Below are 20,102 nucleotides of genomic sequence, written 5' to 3'. Positions count from 1 at the left end.
TCCCGCCTCTATTTTAAGTAGTTGAATACATCTTTTTGAACGTGTGATTCGAGTATTTCAATATCCCATGAGTGTTCTACTTTACAGTGATTCAGATACTCAGCTAACTTGGAAACTGATACGGCTTCCATATAATGGCCGGCATCGATAAAGTCCAAACCCTCTCTCAGCATGTCCTGTGCGCCGTGATAAGAGATGTCGCCTGTGATATATAGCGTAGCCTCCTTGCTGAGTGCTTCCTGATAATACTTTTCTCCAGAACCACCTAAAATGGCGATCTTTTTGTGCTTTTTATCTGGGTCGACAGAGCCGTATCTTACACCATCAACGTCAAACAGGTGAATCACTTTTTTGGCAAGTTCTTCTGTAGTGAGAGTTTTATTAAGTATCCCCACGCGGCCGAAGCCAAACGCTTCTTCCTGATTTTTCAGTGTAAATAAATCAAAAACCGGAACTTCATATGGATGGGCATCTTTTAATGCCGCAATACTTCTGAACACGTCTTCGTCTTTGATCATCATTTCAATGCGCTGCTCTTGAATGACTTCTTCCTTTCCAACGACTCCTTCAGTTGGGTTGGAACCTTTCTGCGGAGTGAATCGTCCATAGCCTTCCAGCGTATACGACACGTCCTTGTAGTCGCCAATTTGACCTGCACCGACCTGATGTAAAGCCTGTCTTACTTTTTCGGCAGCATAATCAGGTACGTAAACAGCTATTTTTTTGAAACCGCGGTTTAAACGAAGGGAAAGGATTTCACGGTTGTTTTTGTCTATGTCTAAAGTATCCGCCAGCCAGTCGTTCATTCCACCCTTTGCTGCATCTAAATTGGTATGGGCAGAATAAACGGCAATATCCGACTTGAGCAGATCAATGTACTCTCTTCTTCTGGCATCTTCTTGATTCAATGTTTTTTGAGCTCTGAAGATCGCCGGATGGTGCGTAAGGATCAAATCGACATTGTGTTTTTTTGCTTCACTGATTGTGTCTTTATCAACGTCTAAGGCAACAAGTACGCGCTTAACGTCTTGATTGAGTCCGCCAAATGATAATCCGATAGGGTCCCAGCTTTCAGCTAAATCCGGTGGCGCCAAACGGTCTATTTGCTTTATGATATCCGAAACGATGACGTTGTTCACTTTATCATCTCCTTGATTAGATCTAACTGTGTCTCCAGCTCACCTATTTTCACGCTATCCGCTTGATCTGCTTTTTTCATTTGTTCTAAGATGTAGTTTGTTTTCTGAGCTTCACTGGACCATTTTTTTATGAATACAAGCGCTTTTTCTTTGCTTAAAAAAGGGCCGAACAGCAAGTCTTTTTCCGAATACTCCTGTCTTGTTTCACTAGTTTTAGCTTTGATGATCTCATAAATTTTATCATTTTCTTCTATAATCGTTTCTGCTACGATTTCATATTCTTCTTTCATTAAGTACTGTCGAACCGTTCGTTCGTTTACATTGGGCTGTAAGATAAGCGTCTCCTGCCCGGATCGTTTTTTCAGTTGCTTCCCTTCTTCCAAGATCCGCTTGATCAACGGGCCACCTACACCCGCGATCGTGATAGTTGTTATATGATCCTCTTCCTTCAATACACGCAGTCCGTCACCCAGACGCACAGCGACAATTTCTTCTAAATGAAGCTTGGAAACTTCATTGACTGCATTTAAGTAAGGACCTTCAACGATTTCACCTGCAACGGCGAAATCAATATGCTTATTTTGTGCCAAGTAACACGGTAAATAGGCATGGTCTGATCCTATGTCTGCAAGTCTTGCACCCTCTTCAACATAATCTGCAACGACTTGAAGCCGTTCTGATAAATTAACTGAATTCATATGTCACCTCTTATTTTCTACTCTCTCTATTTTACCAGTTTTAAGAGGAAAATGAAAAGATAGACACATTTTTTTAATGAACGGTTTAATTGTATTAAAAAACTATTACCTACTATACAAATAGCAGGTAATAGACTAAAAAATTAAAAGATTATTTATTTTTTATAGCCATCATTGGTCTCGTCTTCGCGGCTGAACTCTCTACCCTTTGTTAAAGGATCGTTTTCGGGTTCTGCCGAACGGCCGACATCAGATGGCATTGCAGACGTGTTTCCCGGATCTTCTGAGTGCCCGACATCCGACGGCATAGCGGACGTATTACCGGCAGTAGCCGTTTCTTCAGTTGATCGACCTTCGTAATTATCTACGACAACAACAACATTGCCTTTAGCGATGTCATCTCTATACGGATATAAAATGTCAGTTCCCTGATCATAGTCATCACGGGTATGCTCATCCTTATAATCATAGGTGTCTGAAGTGAACGCATCTTTTATTTTATCCCACATTGAACGATCATCATTTTTATCCGTATCGTCTGGACGTGTCGCATCGCTCTTGTCAGCCACAATTTCGACTGCGTCGTGATGGCCTAGCGTGCTAGCTGTTTCCTTATTTGAATACAAGATAATATTCTGCTTTGGATGACCTTCCTTGTTTAACCGATCAACCACATCAAATACTTCTTCTTTGGTTGCATAACTACCGATCACTTTTTTGTTTGCATCTACCATTAACATACCCTCCTGTATAGTATTGGACTGAGACTGTTGCCCCCACCCATATTTATTATATTAATTCTGTAATAAAATGACCAATCAAACGGCTTTAATACTATTCACTATTGCCGAAGTTATTTTGTCTTGATTATTCAAGAGCTGTCCGAGGGTGAGACCAGCTATTTTTTTGCCGAGATGAGCTAAAAATGAGCGGCATTGTCCGACTCGTTCTTAACTAGTCGTAATACGTCCCTGTAGCTTTGCTTTTAACAGTGAATTTCTTTTTAAGTATCCGCCGTATCCTTTTAAAAACGATCGCACGCTCACACCAATCATAAACCAAAGATGTAGTCAGTTTCATTTCAGGAAATAATACCTTTATATCTCTAATTTTTTTCATTAGAGTTTCCTCAACTGAGACTTTTATCAGACAGTCGTTACACTGACAGCTTCTTTGAGAAATCGTTAAGTCAAAACTACCGCAAGCCGAGAAGGTAAGACCTTTTTTCAAAGAATGATAGTCATGAATCGGTAATTTTTTTCGTGAGATGCTGATGTCTGGTTCGCTTGGATAAGTTTTTTAGCTAAAAAGTGCTGAGACTTAGATAACCGCGTCATGTTCTTATTGAACGTCAAAAAATGCAATGCCAACTGAGAAGGAAAAACAAATGGATCAGCTGGATCTGCATTGTATAAATAAAATGAGGGCTCAACAAAAGCAACTACCCCATCCACGGTTTCGCTCACCTCCCACTCATTAAATAAATGGCGCAATTTTATCAATGACCGGTTCAGTTGAGACAGGGGATTGCTTATTTCTTGTCCGCTTATTGTCACTAAGCGTCCAGACTGCATCTCATAGCTTCCTTTATAATTTTTCACCTCATATATCCTGACACCTTCTGTCGTTATCATTAATGTATCCAATTGAATCGTGGTTCCTCTGATCGTTAATAATAAGTCGTTTAGGATGATCACCTCTCCATATAGATACTTTTTGACGTAAGCATCAAAAAGTTCCTCTCCTTCAAGCCCTTTTTCCAGATTATATAAGTACTGCTTATCTTGATCTGATAGGTTCATGCGTTGATCGAGCAACTGTAAACCATGCAGTAACTGCGATTTTTGACGTATCTTCAATAGGTGCATCATTTTTCCCCTCCTTACCTAATAATATTTACCAATGAGAAGAAATATGACTAAATTTATTGAAAAAAAGTAACTGTTGCGCGTTGACTGGTCATTAGCGAGGGGCATCACTACTCACTCGTGAGAAGCAGGAAAATGAGTGGATACTAGTTGCCCGCGTTACCACCCACTCAAAAATCGTTGCTCACTGAGTGGAAACTAGATAATGACCCTTTGCCAGCTCAAAGTCATAAATCCTTTGAGCTGGCACTAGGCAGGCATTGAGTCGCACTAAACGCTCACCAGTCGCACAACACCGATCTTGATAAGGGGACCATACTCGCCATGCGCGAGTATGGTCCCCTTAAAGACTTTCAAAGGTTGTGGAAACTGACCTCCCTGGGTCAGTTTCGTCCGTTTAGACATAAAAAAAAGCCGAGTGAGCTATGCTGTTACGCATAAAGCACTCGGCTTTCATTTATTATCTAGCTATTAAAGATAGAGAACGATTATTTTTCTGAATCTTCTTCGTCTTTGTCTTCACCAATAAGTTCTGGTTCAGGCATTTCATCGTCAGTTGCTGTTTCTGGTTCTTCCTCGATTTGAGGAGCAGAAACTGATACTACTGTTAATTCTGTGTCAGTTAAGAGTTCAATTTTTTCGTCTATTTCAATATCAGAAACGTGTTTAGAGTCGCCGATTTCCATAGCTGAAACGTCGATAGTAAATTCTGAAGGAGCTTCAGCAGGTGCTACGTTCACTTCTAATTCGGAAATAGATTGTGATACGACGCCAACTTCGATTTCTTCTTCACCAATAATGTAAACTGGAATTGTCATGTTAACTTTTTGTCCTTTAGTAAAGGCTAATAAGTCTACGTGATAAGTTTCTTTTTTAAGAGCAGCACTTGTTTTATCTTTAACAAAGACTTGGTATGTATCTCCGTCAACTTCAACGTCGAATACTCCGTTTGCTCCTACTTCACGCATAACCAAATCAAATTCTTTTCTGTCTATTAATACAGATACAGTTGCTACTTCTTTACCATAAATAGCTGCTGGGATTTTTCCTTCTACTCTTGCTCTTCTTGAAGCAGATGTTCCTGTTTCAGTACGTTTTGTCGCTAATAATTTCATAAAATTTTCACCTTCCAGGGTTTTATTTTTTTAAGTAAATAGCATATTTCATTAACTGAACGAGCCAGAAATTAGTATACCAAAATTATAAACAGATTGCAAAGGAAAGCGACAAGAACTTTTACTTTACACTTGTTTTTTCACTTTCCTGCAATATCTGTCAAAGATCGATTACTCTAAAAAGTCTTTTAATTGTTTTGAACGACTTGGGTGACGCAGTTTTCTTAACGCTTTTGCTTCGATTTGACGAATACGTTCTCTCGTTACGCCGAAGACTTTACCCACGTCTTCTAAGGTACGTTGGCGCCCGTCATCGAGACCGAATCTTAAACGCAGAACATTTTCTTCACGATCCGTTAACGTATCCAGTACGTCTTCCAGCTCGTTTTTAAGCAATTCATACGCGGCGTTGTCTGCCGGGCTTGTGGCACCGTCATCTTCGATAAAGTCCCCTAAGTGGGAATCGTCTTCTTCGCCGATCGGTGTTTCTAAAGAAACAGGTTCTTGAGAAATTTTTAGAATGTCTCTGACTTTTTCAGTAGGCAAGTCCATTTCAGCACCGATTTCTTCCGGTGTTGGTTCACGGCCTAGATCCTGCAGGAGTTGACGCTGGATACGGACGAGTTTGTTGATTGTTTCGACCATGTGCACGGGAATACGAATCGTACGAGCCTGGTCAGCGATCGCACGGGTGATGGCTTGTCTGATCCACCAAGTCGCATAAGTTGAGAATTTAAACCCTTTTTCATAGTCAAACTTTTCAACGGCTTTCATAAGTCCCATGTTTCCTTCTTGAATCAAATCTAAAAAGCTCATGCCACGTCCGACATATCTTTTAGCAATGGACACGACCAGTCGTAAGTTTGCTTCAGCCAATTCTTGTTTAGCTAAAATTTCCCCTGCTTCAATCCGTTTTGCAAGTGCAACTTCCTGGGCAGCATTCAATAAGTCGACCCGGCCGATTTCTTTCAAATACATGCGCACGGGATCATTGATCTTAACGCCCGGAGGAGCAATCATCTCTTCTTTTTTTAATTTCTCAACAGCTTTTTCCTGTTTCTCGAGCTGTTTAGTCAACGGGTTACCATCTTCATCAACGACTCCGATTCCTTCGTCTTCAAGTTTCTGAACCAAATCATCCATCTGCTCTTTTTCGAGACCAAAGGGTTCGGCCAAATCATCCGTTACTTTCACATAAGAAACTGTCTGTTCTTTGTCTTTCTTCAGGTCTTTGATGAAACGGACAACTGCGAGTTCGTATTTTTCTCCAGGCTTTTTCGTGGTTTTCTTTGTTGTTTTTGCCATAAAATGACAGGCCTCCTGATTAGTCTTTTTATTTATTTTTTAATTGACGGTATAAGTTGATGATTTCAATACTTAACGATTGTTGTCTCTCTTTGTCTCCACTACGTTCAGCATCCTTTAAGGCTTCACGTTTACTTATGATGCGTTCCTCGAGGGGCTGGCGATTACAGATCAAATTAAGATAATCTTCAATTTCCCCAGGCGCGATCTCTTCTGCTAAAGAAAGCCACATGATTTCTGACGCTTTACTTTTCAGTTTGTCATCAGGTAAAAAATCGATAAACGATTGAATATTAGGATGATCATGTAAATGGTAAAACTCTTCGTATAGTAAAAACAGGAGCTGATTAGATTCAGTCGAAAAGGCTAGCTCATTTTCCAGAGCTGTCAGTTTCTGCCAAACCTCGTTATAAGTGAATAAGCGATGCAGCAGGGCCGTTTCAGCTTTCATGACGGCTGTCTGTTTCGGTTTATTCTGTCGAATGACTACCGGTTGCTGGCTTGTCTCAGTAATGTGCTCTTTTTCACTTCGTTTTTTCTGCTGTTTTCGCTGTTCTTTTTTATTTTCAACGATGTGACCGTGCATCTGTTCCTTCAAAGAGTCTGTAGATAAATCAAACGTTTCAGCTAATTGATTCAAGTATAACTCTCTTTCAACTGCAGAAGTCACTCGTGTTAATTCTTTTAAAATAATATCAATATATTTTAATCGTTCACTTTCGTTTTTTACATTGGTTTCTTTTTTATGATACTTCATCAGAAAACTCATCAAGGTATCTCGACCATGCGCTAAAAATTCTCTGAACGCGTCCGGTCCTTTTTTCTGAATAAAATCATCGGGATCTAAATTTTCCGGAAACGTCGCAATTTCGATCGAAAAATGGGTTTCATTCATGATGAAATCGGTCGCTCGCTTGATCGCTTCTAAACCGGCTGCATCGCCATCGTAAGCAATGACCACGTGATCTGTCACTTTATCTAACGTCTGGACTTGCTCTTCTGTCAGACTGGTCCCCATCGTAGCTAAACCATTCTTGATACCCACCTGCCAAGCTGAGATGACATCCATGAACCCTTCAAACAGGAGCACTTCGCCTTCACGACGAATATTCGGGCGTGCTTTGTCATAATTGAACAGCACCCGCCGCTTATTGAACAGCTCCGTTTCCGGACTGTTCATGTATTTAGCCGTCCGGGTTTGACCGTCATCGATAAACGCTCGTCCAGAGAAAGCCACCGTTTGTCCTTTGGCATCTTTAATGGGAAAAAGGATACGATTGGTAAAGCGATCATAGAACGAATCGTCTTCTCTGTCGGAAAATAGTCCGGACTTTCTTAAAATATCTGGTTCACTTAATTTTTCGTTTTCAAGATACAGCTTCAACGTTTCTCTTTGTGGCGGAGAAAAACCGATCTTGAATGTTTCGATGCTCTCTTCGGTCACGCCTCTATCAAGTAAATACTGGTAAGCTTCTTCACCGGCTTTAGTATTGACGAGGACATGATGATAAAAATGTTCAGCTTTTTCATACATTGCCAACAGTTTACCTTTAGTTGAATCGACACTCGGCCGGTTCTGTTTGGCCTGATCGAAGATCGTCTGGTCTATAGGGATATCGGCAAGTTCCGCTGTTTTACCTACGGCTTCTACAAACGAAATACCCTCGATCTCCTGAAGGAAACTAAAGACATTTCCGCCTCTTCCACAGCTGAAACAATGGTAAATCTGTTTTTTCTCACTGACTGAGAAGGACGGTGTTTTATCGTCATGAAAAGGACAGGAAGCAAAGTGGTTTTGTCCTGACTTTCTTAGCTGAAGATATTGAGAAATAACTTGAACAATGTCTGTTTGATCTCGAATAGAATTAATTGTTTCTTCGGGTATTCTGCTCATTCTTCATCCCCCTTCTTGACCTATGATTATAGGCGTTAAAGAAAAGGCGAACTGACCCTATAATAATCAATCTTTAGTATACCAAATTTCGTTTATTATGTAAATAATTCGCTTGTATTACTTGCAAATAATTAAAGAACCTGCTGGGATAATCCCATACAGGTTCAAATTTCATCACTTTGTCTGATAATTAGGCTGTTACTTTTTTGGCAATGCGATTCATTCGTTTGCCCAGACTCTTCCACATGACTTGAGCAATGAAAAAGTCGACCATGCTGTGCACGACGGTCCCCACACCAACGAGCAGGAAGATCGCGTAGAAAAAGCCATCCTGATAAGCGCCACCTGATACTAATCCGAAGAAAAATAAGGAAACGACAGCGACTTCAGCTAAAGCATGTACCATGCCCAGCCAAAACGAGAAAATATAGCTCTTTAAAGGCGAAGAAAGGATTTCTTCTCTTCTGTTGCTTAAATATAATGCCCCAACAAGTGCAAACACGACGTGACTCAGCGCTCGAAGAGTAATGACGATAGGGAAACCGGCAAGCAGAAAGCCGACCGCTGATCCAAGTGATACAAGGACAGCAATCTGTGGTGAGAGAAACATTGCAAAAAATATCGGCACATGACTCGCTAAGGTGAACGAAGCGGGCTCGATCATCACTTTGATCGGCATGATCATGGGGATCGTGATCGCAATGGCCGTTAATAAAGCGGTGATCGTCAACTTCAAAGTATTTGTCTGTTTGATAATAAACATCTCCTCAACTTGTGTATATACAGGTGTCTTTACACCTTATAAGTATACGCATCTTTCTGGAGATGTCAACTGCTTTATTCGTACAAAAATCCTTTTTCCCTAAGACTGAGAAGACATTTCGCTCGCGTCGCTTCGTCTTTGGCACTGATCGTGTGAGTGTGGATGCCATCTGTTAAAGTGGAAAGCAGCACCGTCTCGGATTCATTTAGTTTATCGAAAAATTCATCAGCTTCCAGGCGACTGGAAATATTTAAATCTCCCCTCATCGTGCCATATAAGGGATGTTCCACGATCACGTCCATCACTTCACAGCCGCAGTCCACCATCGTATAAAGTTCTTCTAAGGTTTCTTCACGCGTATGCACACATACAAGTTGGAAGATCACATCGCTGGATCCAGTTTTTCTCATCATGTAACCTTTGGGCGTGGAATAAATAGCCTCACCCCCAGCTCTGAGTAAAGCGATATCGCCGACGATGACTTGCCGGCTGACATCAAACTGTGTTGCCAGTTCGCGAGCAACGATTGGTGTGGATCGATTTTTTAAGGTTTCAAGAATTTCTAAACGTCTTTGTTCTGTTTCCATAATACTCCTCCTCGTCAGAGTTGTTTCAAGAAAATTGTGCGTCATACAATGCTTTGTAGACGTCCCCTTGTGCGATCAATTGATCATGACTGCCTTGTTCAACGACCGCTTTGTCCGCAACGACCACAATGCGGTCGGCATTACGGATCGTTGCTAGCCGATGGGCGATAATCAACGTTGTTCTTCCTTTGGATAAGCTTTCCAAAGCTCCCTGGATCGCTTGTTCTGTTTCGGTATCCAGAGCGGACGTGGCTTCATCCAGTATCAGGATGGGTGGATTCTTTAAGAACATACGGGCAATAGACAAACGCTGTTTCTGACCGCCGGATAATTTGACCCCGCGTTCTCCAATGACGGTTTCCAGTCCTCTCGGCAGATTATTGACCACCTCTTCAAGATTGGCCATTTTTACTGCCTCATAGACTTCAGCTGCTGTTGCATCCAGTTTACCATATAAAATGTTATCTTTGATGGTGCCCGGGAACAGGAACACGTCTTGCTGGACGACACCGATCTGTTCGCGTAAGGACTTCAAGGTGATGTCTTTGATGGAATACCCGTCGATGGTGATTTTACCGCTGTCTATGTCATAAAAGCGCGGCAGCAGGTTGCATATCGTTGTTTTCCCTGCCCCACTTGGTCCGACAAAGGCGATGGTCTCACCCGCATCGATTGTCAGGTTAATGTCTTCCAGGACAACTTGATCTTCTTCGTAGCTAAACGCCACATTTTTGAATTCGATATCTCCTTTAAGGGTCTCGACAGCGTAAGCATGATCAGTATCTTTGACCTCAGGATGGAGCCTCATTTCGTCAAGCAGGCGTTTGAAGCCGGCAATGCCTTTAGGGTAACTTTCGATCATATGGTTCACTCTTTCGATCGGACGGACAAACACATTGGCAAACAGGATAAAGGCTACCAGATCCCCGTAGCTTATCTCGCCTTGAATCGTGAAATAGGCTCCGAAAAAGAGCGTGAACAAGCTGATCAGACGAATAAAAAAGTAGTTATATGAATGACTGATAGCCATCGTTTTGTAAAAAAGATATTTGGATTGTTTGTAGGCCTGATTCAAATGATCGAAACGTCTTTGTTCATATTCTTCATTTGAAAAAGCCTGAACGACACGAATGCCACCGACTGATGCTTCGATGCCCGCACTGAAATTACCCAAATCATCATAGATCTGCGTATTAACCTGGGTCATGCGTTTATTGAAGAATCCCAGTGCCACAGCGATAAACGGGACCAGGATGAATGTCATGATAGCTAATGGGACGTGGACGCTTAACATCAATCCGAAAGCACCCAGTAACGTAAAGATGGTGATAAAGATATCTTCGGGTCCATGGTGGGCGACTTCAGCAATTTCAAACAGATCGGATGTCAATCGTGTGATCAGCGTACCAGTTTCGCGGTCATCAAAATAGGAAAAAGATTGTTTCTGCAAGTGGTTGTATAGATCTTGACGCATATCTGTTTCGATATTCGTTCCCAGCTTGTGTCCATAATATGTAACGACGAAATGCAGCGTCGTGTTTATGGCGTAGATGACCAATAGGCCGATGGACACCCAGATGATTAGCGGCCAGTCACCGCTCGGCAGGATCCGATTGACGACTTGCTGGACCATAATGGGAAAGGCCAGCTCCAAAACAGCTACCACCGTCGCGGCCGAAAAATCCAGAGTGAATAACTTTTTATACGGTCGGTAATAAGAGAAAAACTGTTTCAACATTAGCTGATACTCCTTCATTCAGACTCAACTTGAGCCCTTTAATAAACGAAAGAAGACAGCTTCACTGCCTTCTCCGTCTAATTATTTGATCACTAACGCATTAAACTTGGCAAATGGTCGGGCCAGTTTATTGATGCGATTTAAAAGTGCCAGACGATTGGTTTTCACCGCTTCATCTTTAGCCATAACCATGTTTTCATCGAAAAAGGCATCGATCAGTGGATGCAGTTGAACGAACTGCTGCCATCTCTGCTCGGCGGTGATATCTTTTTCAGTCATCATTTCGATTGCGTTCACGGCATCATTCAGATCATGCTCTGAATCAGATTCAAGCAATTCGGTATTCACGGTTACGTTATTAGCCGCTTTTTCAGCCAGATTGGCAACACGTGTCAGTGATTCGACCACCGGTTTGAATTTTTCTGTCTGTTTCTCCTCTTTTAAAACACGTGCCTGATCGATCAAAACGATCAAGTTATCGTGTGATGACCAAAGGACAGCAGCTCTTATGTCATAGTCTTTTTCCAGGTCTGCATTTTTAGAAAGCCATAGATCCAGGCGGTCTAGAATAAAGCGGCTGACGCTGTCTTTGTTTTGTTCATAAAGTGCTTTGGTCTCAATGTTTTGTGTTTCCAGGATGATCGCATCCATCCAATCCGTGATGGAAAGTGGGAGATCAAAGGCTTTGATGATACGTACGATTCCCATAGCCTGTCTTCTCAAAGCGAAAGGATCATTTGAACCGGTGGGCACAAGTCCGATAGCAAAGAACGACAGCAGTGAGTCCATTTTATCTGCGAGAGATATCAGGGCACCTGCTTTTGTTCGAGGCAGCTCACCTTCCATACTGTCTGGCAGGTATTGCTCAGCTATCGCGTTTGATACCGTGTCTGTTTCGCCTCTTTCTCCAGCAAATATACCCGCTATCTGTCCTTGCAGAGAAGTGAATTCCGTGACTGTTTGTGTCACCAAGTCAAATTTGCAGATTTGAGCTGCACGTTTCACATCCGCTTCAGCTTCTGATTTCAAATCGAAATACGGAATCAGAAATTGAGCGATGCATTCAATGCGTTCCTGTTTTTCATAAAGCGAGCCGATTTTTTCATGGAACGAAACGGCTTTCAGTTTGTCGACAAAATAGTCGATGGCGTGTTTGTTGTCTTCTTCATAAAAGAAGGCCGCATCAGCCAGGCGTGCACTCAAGACTTTTTCATTTCCCTTACGCACGTGATCCAGCCCCTGGTCGTTGCCGTTTCTGACAGCTATAAAATAAGGTAAAAAGGCGGCATCCTGATCGTCTTCGCGGACGGGGAAGTAACGCTGATGATCGGCCATCGCTGTTTCCAGCACGACTTCAGGCACCTTCAAAAATGACTCTTCAAAGGAACCGTGAAAAACGGTCGGGTATTCAACCAGATCCGTGACTTCATTGACAAGTGACACGTTTGTTGTCGGGTCCTGCCAGTTATTTTCCTGACATAAGGCTTTGATCTGCTTAAGGATCTCACCTTGACGTTCTTCGCGGTCGACTATAACGGCTTCCCGCTTCAGCGCTGCCTGATACTCCGACGCGTGTTTCAACGTCACTGCATTTCCTAAAAAGCGGTGACCGCGTGTTTCGCTGCCTGATACAACGTCAAAGAGTGGCATATCGACGACTTTATCATCGAGCAAGGCAACAAGCCAATGAACCGGACGAATGAATTTGTAAGACGTGTTGCCCCACTTCATTGAAACGGGGAATGTCATCGAAGGAAGACGGTCGGCCAGGCTTTTCAGCACCAGTTCGGCGCTTTGACCTTTGATTTCTTTTTCGATGAACACATATTCTTCACCGTTGACTTCTTTGAAGACGATATCTTCGACAGATGCTCTTTGACCTTTGGAAAAACCGATGGCTGCTTTGGACCAGTTGCCTGCGTCATCCAGGGCGATCCGCTTAGCGGGACCTTTAACTGTTTCATTTCTATCCGCCTGTTTTTCTTCCAGTTCTGTCACGCTCACGGCCAGGCGTCTAGGAGTACTGTAGACGTCTAATCCCTGGTATCCTAGACCATTTTCTTTAAGATGCGTTTTGACCAGTTCTTTTAATTGATTGGCTGAAGGCGCGACGACTTTCGCGGGCATTTCTTCCAATCCTATTTCAAGTAAGAATGTGTGTGTCATTTATTTCTCCTCCTTAACGCCATACTTTTCGATCCACTTATCTGCTTCGTTGTCTTTTAAAAGTGGGAAGGAAAGTTTCGCCCGTTCTTCTAAAAAGGCCTTGGCGATCAAGCGGGCCATGTGACGGATGCGTTTGAGATAATCCGGGCGATCTGTCGCTGATACAGCACCTCTTGCATCCAGCAGGTTGAACGCGTGGCTACATTTGAGTACATAATCATATGCAGGATGGACCAGATTGTTTTCGATCTGTTTCAGTGCTTCTTTTTCAAAGGCTGAAAATTGACTGAATAAAAAGGTGGTGTCACTGTGATCGAACGAATAGGCAGAATGTTCATATTCCGGGTGCATAAAGATCTCACCGTATTTGACGCCGGGCGCCCATTCGATGTCATAGACACTATCGACATCTTGAATGTATGAAGCCAGACGTTCCAGACCGTATGTGAGCTCACTGGTAACGGAATCCACTTCCAGACCACCGACTTGCTGGAAATAGGTGAACTGCGTGACTTCCATGCCGTCCAACCAGACTTCCCAACCTAAACCGGCACAGCCGAGCGATGGATTTTCCCAGTTGTCTTCGACAAAACGAATGTCGTGTTTCAATGGATCGATGCCTAACGCTTTCAGACTTTCGATATAGAGTTCCTGAATGTTTTTAGGTGAAGGTTTCATCACCACTTGAAACTGATGGTGCTGATACAGACGGTTAGGGTTTTTACCGTAACGTCCGTCAGCGGGACGACGGCTTGGTTCTACATAAGCGGCGTTCCAGGGTTCTGGTCCAATGGCACGTAGAAAGGTATAAGGACTCATCGTCCCAGCCCCTTTTTCTGTGTCATAGGCCTGCATCAGCATGCACCCTTTTTGGGACCAAAATTGCTGAAGTGTAAGTATAATATCTTGAAATGTTTTTACTTCTTCCATTTTCTTCTCTCCTTTTATTGAAACGAAAACATAAAAAGACCCGTCGCTATACTGATACATGTGTTCAGTATAGGGACGAGTCTTCTCGCGGTTCCACCCTACTTCTGACTTTGACTCTCAAAGTCAGCTCTTTTAAATGGACACTCCGGATGCCTTTCAAAACAGTGTCTCCCGTAGCTCGCACGTCCCTACAGTCGCTTGACAGACCACCTGTTTTTACTTTTTCCTTCATTGTGTCTTGTATTTATTTTCTACACTTTATCTTAAATGAAATACACGTTTTGTCAATCCATAATTTTTCACTCTTTTTGATCTGGAGAAGGTTTCAGCATGTTTTCCCATTGTTTCATACTGTCAATGAACCGGCGGCTTTTAAGCTTGATCCCAACCATTTCATCATAGAGCTGGTCGATGACTGCTCTGATTTCTTTTTTCGTTTCATCAGTGATTGAAATAGACTTGATCTTATCAAAAGATATGACCGAAAACAGCCGTATGAAATGAATGGCTTTGGGACTTGCGTGGTAGCGCCGTTCGTCTTCAAAGTAATGTTTGGGGCACAGTAAACCGTGATGCAGGCTTGAATAATCAAACGCCCCTTCTGTCGTTCCACAGATCACACACCCGCGCAGTTCCGGCATGACGCCGAACTGGCTTAAAAAGCGTATTTCAAAAATGTTCATGATGACTTCGGCATCTAAGCCTTCGTCGATCGCTTCCAGGCCTCGCACCAGCTGTTCAAACACGTTGACGTCCGCCTGTTTGTCTTCCAGTGCTGCATCAGCTAATTGAAGGATAAAGGTGGCATAGGCATTCTGAAAGATATCCTGTTGAATCGAGGAGAAAGGTGACACGAGTTTAGCGTCACGAATGAAGCTCAACCCCTGATCTCTGATGTCAGCGATATACGTGGCTTGTGTAAACGGCTGTATGGCTGGTTTCAGTTTGTTGTTCGGGTTTTTGGTTCCGCGCACAAAAAACATCAACTTCCCATATTCACGCGTAAATATCTTCACCAGAAAATCTCTTTCACGGTGTCTTCTGACAGACAGCACGAGTCCGTGCACTTCTTCTAACTGTGACACTCAGCCACCTTCTCACTTTTTACTTTGAATTAATAGTTATCTTTATCATAGCCGAAATCTTTCAGATTCGTCTGCTTGTCACGCCAGTCGCTTTGTACTTTCACAAATAATTCCAGATATATTTTGTCACCAAGCAGTTTCTCGATGTCACGGCGCGCGTTGATGCCAATATCTTTGATCATTTTCCCTTGTTTGCCGATGATAATGCCCTTTTGAGATTTTCTCTCCACATTGATGACTGCACGGACTTCCACTTTGTCATCATCATTACGCTGCATACTTTCGACCACAACGGCGATGGAGTGCGGGATTTCTTCGCGTGTACGTTCCAAAACCTTTTCACGAATAAGCTCTGACACGATGAAGTACTCGGGATGATCAGTGACCTGGTCTTCAGGATAAAATTGCGGGCCTTCCGATAAATAGGTGACGATTGTTTCCACCAGATGGTCGACATTGTTGCCGTCTATAGCTGAAATAGGGACGATTTCTGCAAAGTCGAGCTGATTATTATAGTCTTCGATGATCGGCAGCAGTTCATCCGGATGTACCTGGTCGATTTTATTAAGAATCAAAAACACAGGACTTTCGACGTGCTTTAATTTCTCTATAACAAAATTATCGCCTGCTCCACGCTTTTCCGTGACATTCACTAAAAAGAGTACGACATCGACTTCATTGAAAGTGCTGAGGGCCGTTTTTACCATAAAGTCGCCTAAACGATGTTTTGGTTTATGAATACCCGGGGTATCGATAAAGACGATTTGTTCTTTGTCTGTCGTATAAATACCTTGAATTTTATTACGGGTCGTTTGTGCTTTGTCGCTCATGATCGCGATTTTCTGACCCACTAATCGGTTCAGTAGTGTTGATTTTCCTACGTTTGGTCGACCCACGATCGAAACAAACCCTGATTTGTATGCTACTTCTTTTTCTTTACTCACACCATATCCTCCGCCTGAAATGCTCCCGGCAATAATTCTGCCACTGTCGTTTCTTTTATTTTTCCTTTTTTATTTGTCAGTAATACTTTCATATCCGGTTCACAAAATTCAACCATCACTTGACGGCATGCGCCACATGGAGAGATGGGTTCGTCTGTCCCGCCTGTAACAACTAGATAATCGAACTCTTTGTCGCCTTCTGAAACAGCTTTGAAAATAGCCGTACGCTCAGCGCAATTAGATAATCCGTAAGACGCATTTTCGATATTGCACCCTGTATAGGTTTTGCCATCCTTGGTATGGAGTGCAGCACCGACTGGAAAATCCGAATAAGGAACATAAGCTTTACTCATCATTGCATTAGCTTTTGAAACCAATTCTTTTTTCTTTTGTTCATCCATTCATATCGCCTCTTTATAATAAAATTTGTAGTAATTTCGGCAGGATAATGATCGTTCCGATCACAACAGCAAAACTGGCTGTTACCAGGACAACTGCGGCTGCCATGTCTTTAACTTTTTTAGCAATCGGATGGTATTCTTCCGTAACCAGATCGACGACATTTTCGACAACTGTATTGATCAGTTCCATGGCAAAGACCAGATAACTCACCAGGAGCAACCATAGCCATTCTTCACGGGTGAGACCAAGAAACAAAGATAAGCCGAAAACAAAGAGTCCAGTTAAAACATGGGTACGCAAATTTCGCTCTTCCTTAAAGGCCGTTTTCACACCCCAGGAGGCATAGCGAAAAGAGTCTCTATATTTTCTGTTTTTACATGGTAAATCTTGCTTATCTTTTGAGTCCATACTCACTTAAAATCTCCTCTTGTAGGGAGAACATTTCTTTCTCATCTGCTTCTGTCATATGGTCGTATCCATTTAAATGCAGGAAACCATGTACGAGCAGGAAGCCAAGTTCTCTATCGACAGAGTGTCCATAATCACCGGCCTGTTCCACTGCTTTATCATAAGAAATAAAAATGTCTCCTAAGTCTCTTGGTATTTCATCGTCTTCCAGTTCAAGTGTCATAAAAATATCTTCGTCGTCTTCCAGCGCAAAACTGATCACGTCAGTCGCGGTGTCTTTGTTGCGGTATTCTTTGTTGATTTTTCTTATTTCCTGATTATCGACGATTGTAATGGAAATTTCTGCATTTTTCGGGACAGTCAATTTATCTGCGGAAAATTGCAGCAACTCTTCCATCCAGTCCAGTTTTTCCTGGGTCAGGTGTTTTGTATCATCATGTATTATTATATCCATTAATCTTCCCTATCCGGTTCATTCACATACGCAAGTATCACTTTAGCAACCAGAGGATGTCTTACAACATCATCCGCATCAAAGTGGACATGACCGACGCCTTTAACTTTAGCTAACACTCGTTCAGCATGAATAAGTCCACTGCTTACTCGTTTAGGCAAATCGATTTGTGTGATATCACCATTGATCACCATTTTAGAACCGAAGCCTAAACGGGTCAAAAACATTTTCATTTGTTGCGTGGTCGTATTCTGAGCTTCATCCAAGATGACAAACGCATCATCCAGCGTTCGTCCCCGCATATAGGCCAAAGGAGCGATCTCGATGGTTTCCCGCTCAATCAAACGATTAGTATGCTCTGTGCCGAAGATCGTATAGAGCGCATCATATATCGGACGTAGATAGGGGTCCACTTTCTCTTTCAAGTCCCCAGGTAAAAATCCGAGTGATTCGCCCGCTTCAACTGCCGGTCTCGTCAAGATGATGCGTTTAACATCGCCTCTGCGCAACGCTGCTATAGCCATAGCGACAGCGACGAATGTTTTTCCGGTTCCGGCCGGGCCAATACCAAAAACAATATCGTTATGCTTGACTGATTCGATATAATTGCGTTGTCCGACGTTTCGCGCCCGGATGATCTTGCCATCTTTGTCGCGCGTGATTTCTTCTTCGTACATCCGCACGAATTTTGCCAGATTATTTTGTTTAGCCATTCTAATGGCTGTTACAACGTCTGCTTTTTTTATTTCAATACCTTTGTCTTCCAAAACCAGTAATTGTTGAAAAAGTGATTCAATCAAATCAATGGTTTCATGTTTGCCTTCAATTTCAAGTTGGGTGCCGCGGCTGTTGATCGACACAGCCATTTCTTCTTCCATCAACGTTAAGTAACTGTTTTGAGGACCAAATAAAGCAAAGACCCGCTGCGAATCTTCTAAATGAACTTTTCGCTTCTCATTTGATTCAGTCAACCAGCTAACATCTCCTTCTTATGTAAGACTGACATGTACTTATCAGCTCTCACTCCATAGTCGTTTAAGTATATAAATAATAGCATAAATAGGACTAAAACTCTATGATGATGCTGAAAATAACACTTTTTGATATTGATTTAACTGATTGCAAAAAAAGAACGCTGTTTAAATGGTTCTAAACAACGTTCTTTTTTGATCGAAGATCTACTTATTTAATTCTTCTTTAACGATAGAGCTTACTAATGATCCATCTGCTTTACCTTTAACTTTTGACATCAAAGCGCCCATCACTTTACCCATGTCTTGCATGGATGATGCCTGCGTTTGAGCAACTGTTTCCTGAACGATCGTGCGAACCTCATCTTCACTCAATTGTGCCGGAAGATAATTCTCCACAACGGATAGCTCTTTTTCTATTTTAAGCACCAGGTCATCGCGACCAGCGGCCTTAAATTCAGTATAAGATTCCATACGTTGTTTTTTCTCGCGAGCAAGAATCGTTAACTCTTCTTCCTCGGTCAATTCTTCACGCTTATTGATTTGTTCAGTTTGCAAGGCAGATTTCAACATACGAACAGTCGATAATGTTTCTTTATCTTTCTGTTTCATAGCAGTTATCATGTCTTTATTTAATTGATCAAGTTTACTCAACGCGTTCACCTTCTATCATTTGAAACATCTGACAAAACGAAAATTATTATTTACGTTTACGTGCTTCTATAGATTTCAATTTACGTTTAACACTTGGTTTTTCGTAGTGCTCGCGTTTACGTGCTTCTTTCATAGTGCCGGATTTAGAAACGGAACGTTTGAAACGACGAAGAGCATCTTCAAGATTCTCGCCTTTCTTGATATCTGTTTTAGTCAACGTTCTTCCCCTCCCCTCGTACGTTCAGGGCGTTCCATGTGGCATTACATGTTGAAATAGTCACAATTGGTCTTCCCTATCATTAAATGATGTAATTGTTATTTATACATAAAGTATAAAACAATTCATTTTTATTATATACAATATAAATGAGAGCGTCAACCTTATCATAAAATTAATCATGACAAATGGGTCAACACTCCCATATTAAATTATTAAATCGTCTTTTTTAGGCACGCCTCACATTTTCCGAACAATTCGAAACGATGTGATTCTACTTCATATCCTGGCAGCTGATCTTGGAAAAGTTCTAACGGACATTCCAATTCTTTTGTTTTTCCGCATTCTGTGCAAATAAAATGATGATGGTGTCCATGTACATCACACATTGCACGAAAGAGTTTTTCTCCATTTAATTCTGTCTCTTCTACAACATTCAATTCGACAAACATATGCAAATTTCTATAAATGGTGTCTGGGCTTATACCAGGAAACGTTTTCTTCAATCGGTCTTGGACTTCTTTAGCAGACATATATTTATTTGTTTTGTATAAAACTTCTAAAATACGCTGTCTTTTGCCCGTCGTCTTGTAACCATTTTGTTTTAGAGTTCTAACAGCTTGTTCAAAAGCAGCCACTGAGATCGCTTCCCTTAATTATTATTTATTCTTCTACAGTATAACGAAACAAATTTAAATATCAAGTTTCAAATTAATTCTAATTTGGCGTCACTTCCTATATACTAGGATTATAAATGATTTGAG

General features: G+C 41.9%; 21 protein-coding genes. All 21 read right to left on the bottom strand.

All coding sequences use genetic code 11. The features are described from left to right. Window positions 1-8: 8 nt before the first annotated feature. The gene (locus AX762_RS10805) at window positions 9-1,139 is read right to left on the bottom strand and encodes a Nif3-like dinuclear metal center hexameric protein (RefSeq protein ID WP_071849143.1); all 1,131 of its coding nucleotides are present in this window, start codon (window positions 1,137-1,139) and stop codon (window positions 9-11) included. After that, window positions 1,136-1,837: a tRNA (adenine(22)-N(1))-methyltransferase TrmK gene (locus tag AX762_RS10800; RefSeq protein WP_071849142.1), complete on the bottom strand. Its 702-nt coding sequence runs from the start codon at window positions 1,835-1,837 to the stop codon at window positions 1,136-1,138. Before AX762_RS10800 ends, AX762_RS10805 begins: the two co-directional genes overlap by 4 nt. Window positions 1,838-1,992: 155 nt before the next feature. Beyond that, window positions 1,993-2,571: a general stress protein gene (locus tag AX762_RS10795; RefSeq protein ID WP_071849141.1), complete on the bottom strand. Its 579-nt coding sequence runs from the start codon at window positions 2,569-2,571 to the stop codon at window positions 1,993-1,995. Window positions 2,572-3,063: 492 nt separating this feature from the next. Then, window positions 3,064-3,708 carry a nuclease-related domain-containing protein gene (locus AX762_RS10790; RefSeq protein WP_083432938.1) on the bottom strand — a complete coding sequence of 215 codons (645 nt, stop codon included), beginning with the start codon at window positions 3,706-3,708 and terminating at the stop codon, window positions 3,064-3,066. Window positions 3,709-4,193: 485 nt separating this feature from the next. Then, on the bottom strand, window positions 4,194-4,820 hold the full coding sequence (locus AX762_RS10785) for a 50S ribosomal protein L25 (RefSeq protein ID WP_071849140.1): 627 nt from the start codon (window positions 4,818-4,820) through the stop codon (window positions 4,194-4,196). Between the two features lie 171 nt (window positions 4,821-4,991). Further along, window positions 4,992-6,125 carry an RNA polymerase sigma factor RpoD gene (rpoD, locus tag AX762_RS10780; RefSeq protein ID WP_071849139.1) on the bottom strand — a complete coding sequence of 378 codons (1,134 nt, stop codon included), beginning with the start codon at window positions 6,123-6,125 and terminating at the stop codon, window positions 4,992-4,994. Between the two features lie 28 nt (window positions 6,126-6,153). Beyond that, the gene (dnaG, locus tag AX762_RS10775; protein WP_071849138.1) at window positions 6,154-8,019 is read right to left on the bottom strand and encodes a DNA primase; all 1,866 of its coding nucleotides are present in this window, start codon (window positions 8,017-8,019) and stop codon (window positions 6,154-6,156) included. Window positions 8,020-8,209: 190 nt separating this feature from the next. After that, complete coding sequence (locus AX762_RS10770; protein WP_071849137.1) at window positions 8,210-8,782, bottom strand: hypothetical protein; 573 nt, start codon at window positions 8,780-8,782, stop codon at window positions 8,210-8,212. 74 nt (window positions 8,783-8,856) lie between these two features. After that, window positions 8,857-9,369: a transcription repressor NadR gene (locus tag AX762_RS10765; RefSeq protein WP_071849136.1), complete on the bottom strand. Its 513-nt coding sequence runs from the start codon at window positions 9,367-9,369 to the stop codon at window positions 8,857-8,859. A gap of 25 nt (window positions 9,370-9,394) precedes the next feature. After that, entirely contained in the window at window positions 9,395-11,107 is a 1,713-nt protein-coding gene (locus AX762_RS10760; RefSeq protein ID WP_071849135.1) for an ABC transporter ATP-binding protein, read from the bottom strand. A gap of 81 nt (window positions 11,108-11,188) precedes the next feature. Then, the gene (gene glyS / locus AX762_RS10755) at window positions 11,189-13,273 is read right to left on the bottom strand and encodes a glycine--tRNA ligase subunit beta (protein WP_071849134.1); all 2,085 of its coding nucleotides are present in this window, start codon (window positions 13,271-13,273) and stop codon (window positions 11,189-11,191) included. Further along, window positions 13,274-14,203, bottom strand: coding sequence for a glycine--tRNA ligase subunit alpha (gene glyQ, locus AX762_RS10750; protein ID WP_071849133.1), 930 nt, complete (start codon window positions 14,201-14,203; stop codon window positions 13,274-13,276). Window positions 14,204-14,502: 299 nt separating this feature from the next. Beyond that, a complete protein-coding gene (recO, locus tag AX762_RS10745; RefSeq protein ID WP_071849132.1) occupies window positions 14,503-15,288 on the bottom strand; it encodes a DNA repair protein RecO in 786 nt (261 codons plus the stop codon). A 29-nt stretch (window positions 15,289-15,317) separates the two neighbouring features. Beyond that, the gene (gene era / locus AX762_RS10740; protein WP_071849131.1) at window positions 15,318-16,232 is read right to left on the bottom strand and encodes a GTPase Era; all 915 of its coding nucleotides are present in this window, start codon (window positions 16,230-16,232) and stop codon (window positions 15,318-15,320) included. Next, window positions 16,229-16,633 carry a cytidine deaminase gene (locus tag AX762_RS10735; protein ID WP_071849130.1) on the bottom strand — a complete coding sequence of 135 codons (405 nt, stop codon included), beginning with the start codon at window positions 16,631-16,633 and terminating at the stop codon, window positions 16,229-16,231. Before AX762_RS10735 ends, era begins: the two co-directional genes overlap by 4 nt. Window positions 16,634-16,646: 13 nt before the next feature. After that, window positions 16,647-17,042: a diacylglycerol kinase family protein gene (locus AX762_RS10730; protein WP_071849129.1), complete on the bottom strand. Its 396-nt coding sequence runs from the start codon at window positions 17,040-17,042 to the stop codon at window positions 16,647-16,649. Further along, a complete protein-coding gene (ybeY, locus tag AX762_RS10725) occupies window positions 17,026-17,496 on the bottom strand; it encodes an rRNA maturation RNase YbeY (protein ID WP_071849128.1) in 471 nt (156 codons plus the stop codon). The genes AX762_RS10730 and ybeY overlap by 17 nt, the downstream gene beginning before the upstream one ends. Beyond that, a complete protein-coding gene (locus AX762_RS10720) occupies window positions 17,496-18,467 on the bottom strand; it encodes a PhoH family protein (RefSeq protein ID WP_071849127.1) in 972 nt (323 codons plus the stop codon). Before AX762_RS10720 ends, ybeY begins: the two co-directional genes overlap by 1 nt. Window positions 18,468-18,674: 207 nt before the next feature. Continuing rightward, window positions 18,675-19,121, bottom strand: a complete 447-nt coding sequence (locus tag AX762_RS10715) for a GatB/YqeY domain-containing protein (protein ID WP_071849126.1) — start codon at window positions 19,119-19,121, stop codon at window positions 18,675-18,677. A gap of 46 nt (window positions 19,122-19,167) precedes the next feature. After that, a complete protein-coding gene (rpsU, locus tag AX762_RS10710; protein WP_071849125.1) occupies window positions 19,168-19,338 on the bottom strand; it encodes a 30S ribosomal protein S21 in 171 nt (56 codons plus the stop codon). A 215-nt stretch (window positions 19,339-19,553) separates the two neighbouring features. Then, on the bottom strand, window positions 19,554-19,976 hold the full coding sequence (locus AX762_RS10705; protein WP_071849124.1) for a Fur family transcriptional regulator: 423 nt from the start codon (window positions 19,974-19,976) through the stop codon (window positions 19,554-19,556). Window positions 19,977-20,102 lie beyond the last annotated feature (126 nt).

The sequence above is a fragment of the Alkalibacterium sp. 20 genome, assembly GCF_001885615.1.
In the GTDB taxonomy this organism is placed as follows: Bacteria; Bacillota; Bacilli; order Lactobacillales; family Carnobacteriaceae_A; genus Alkalibacterium.
This window is presented reverse-complemented; position numbering and strand designations above follow the sequence as displayed.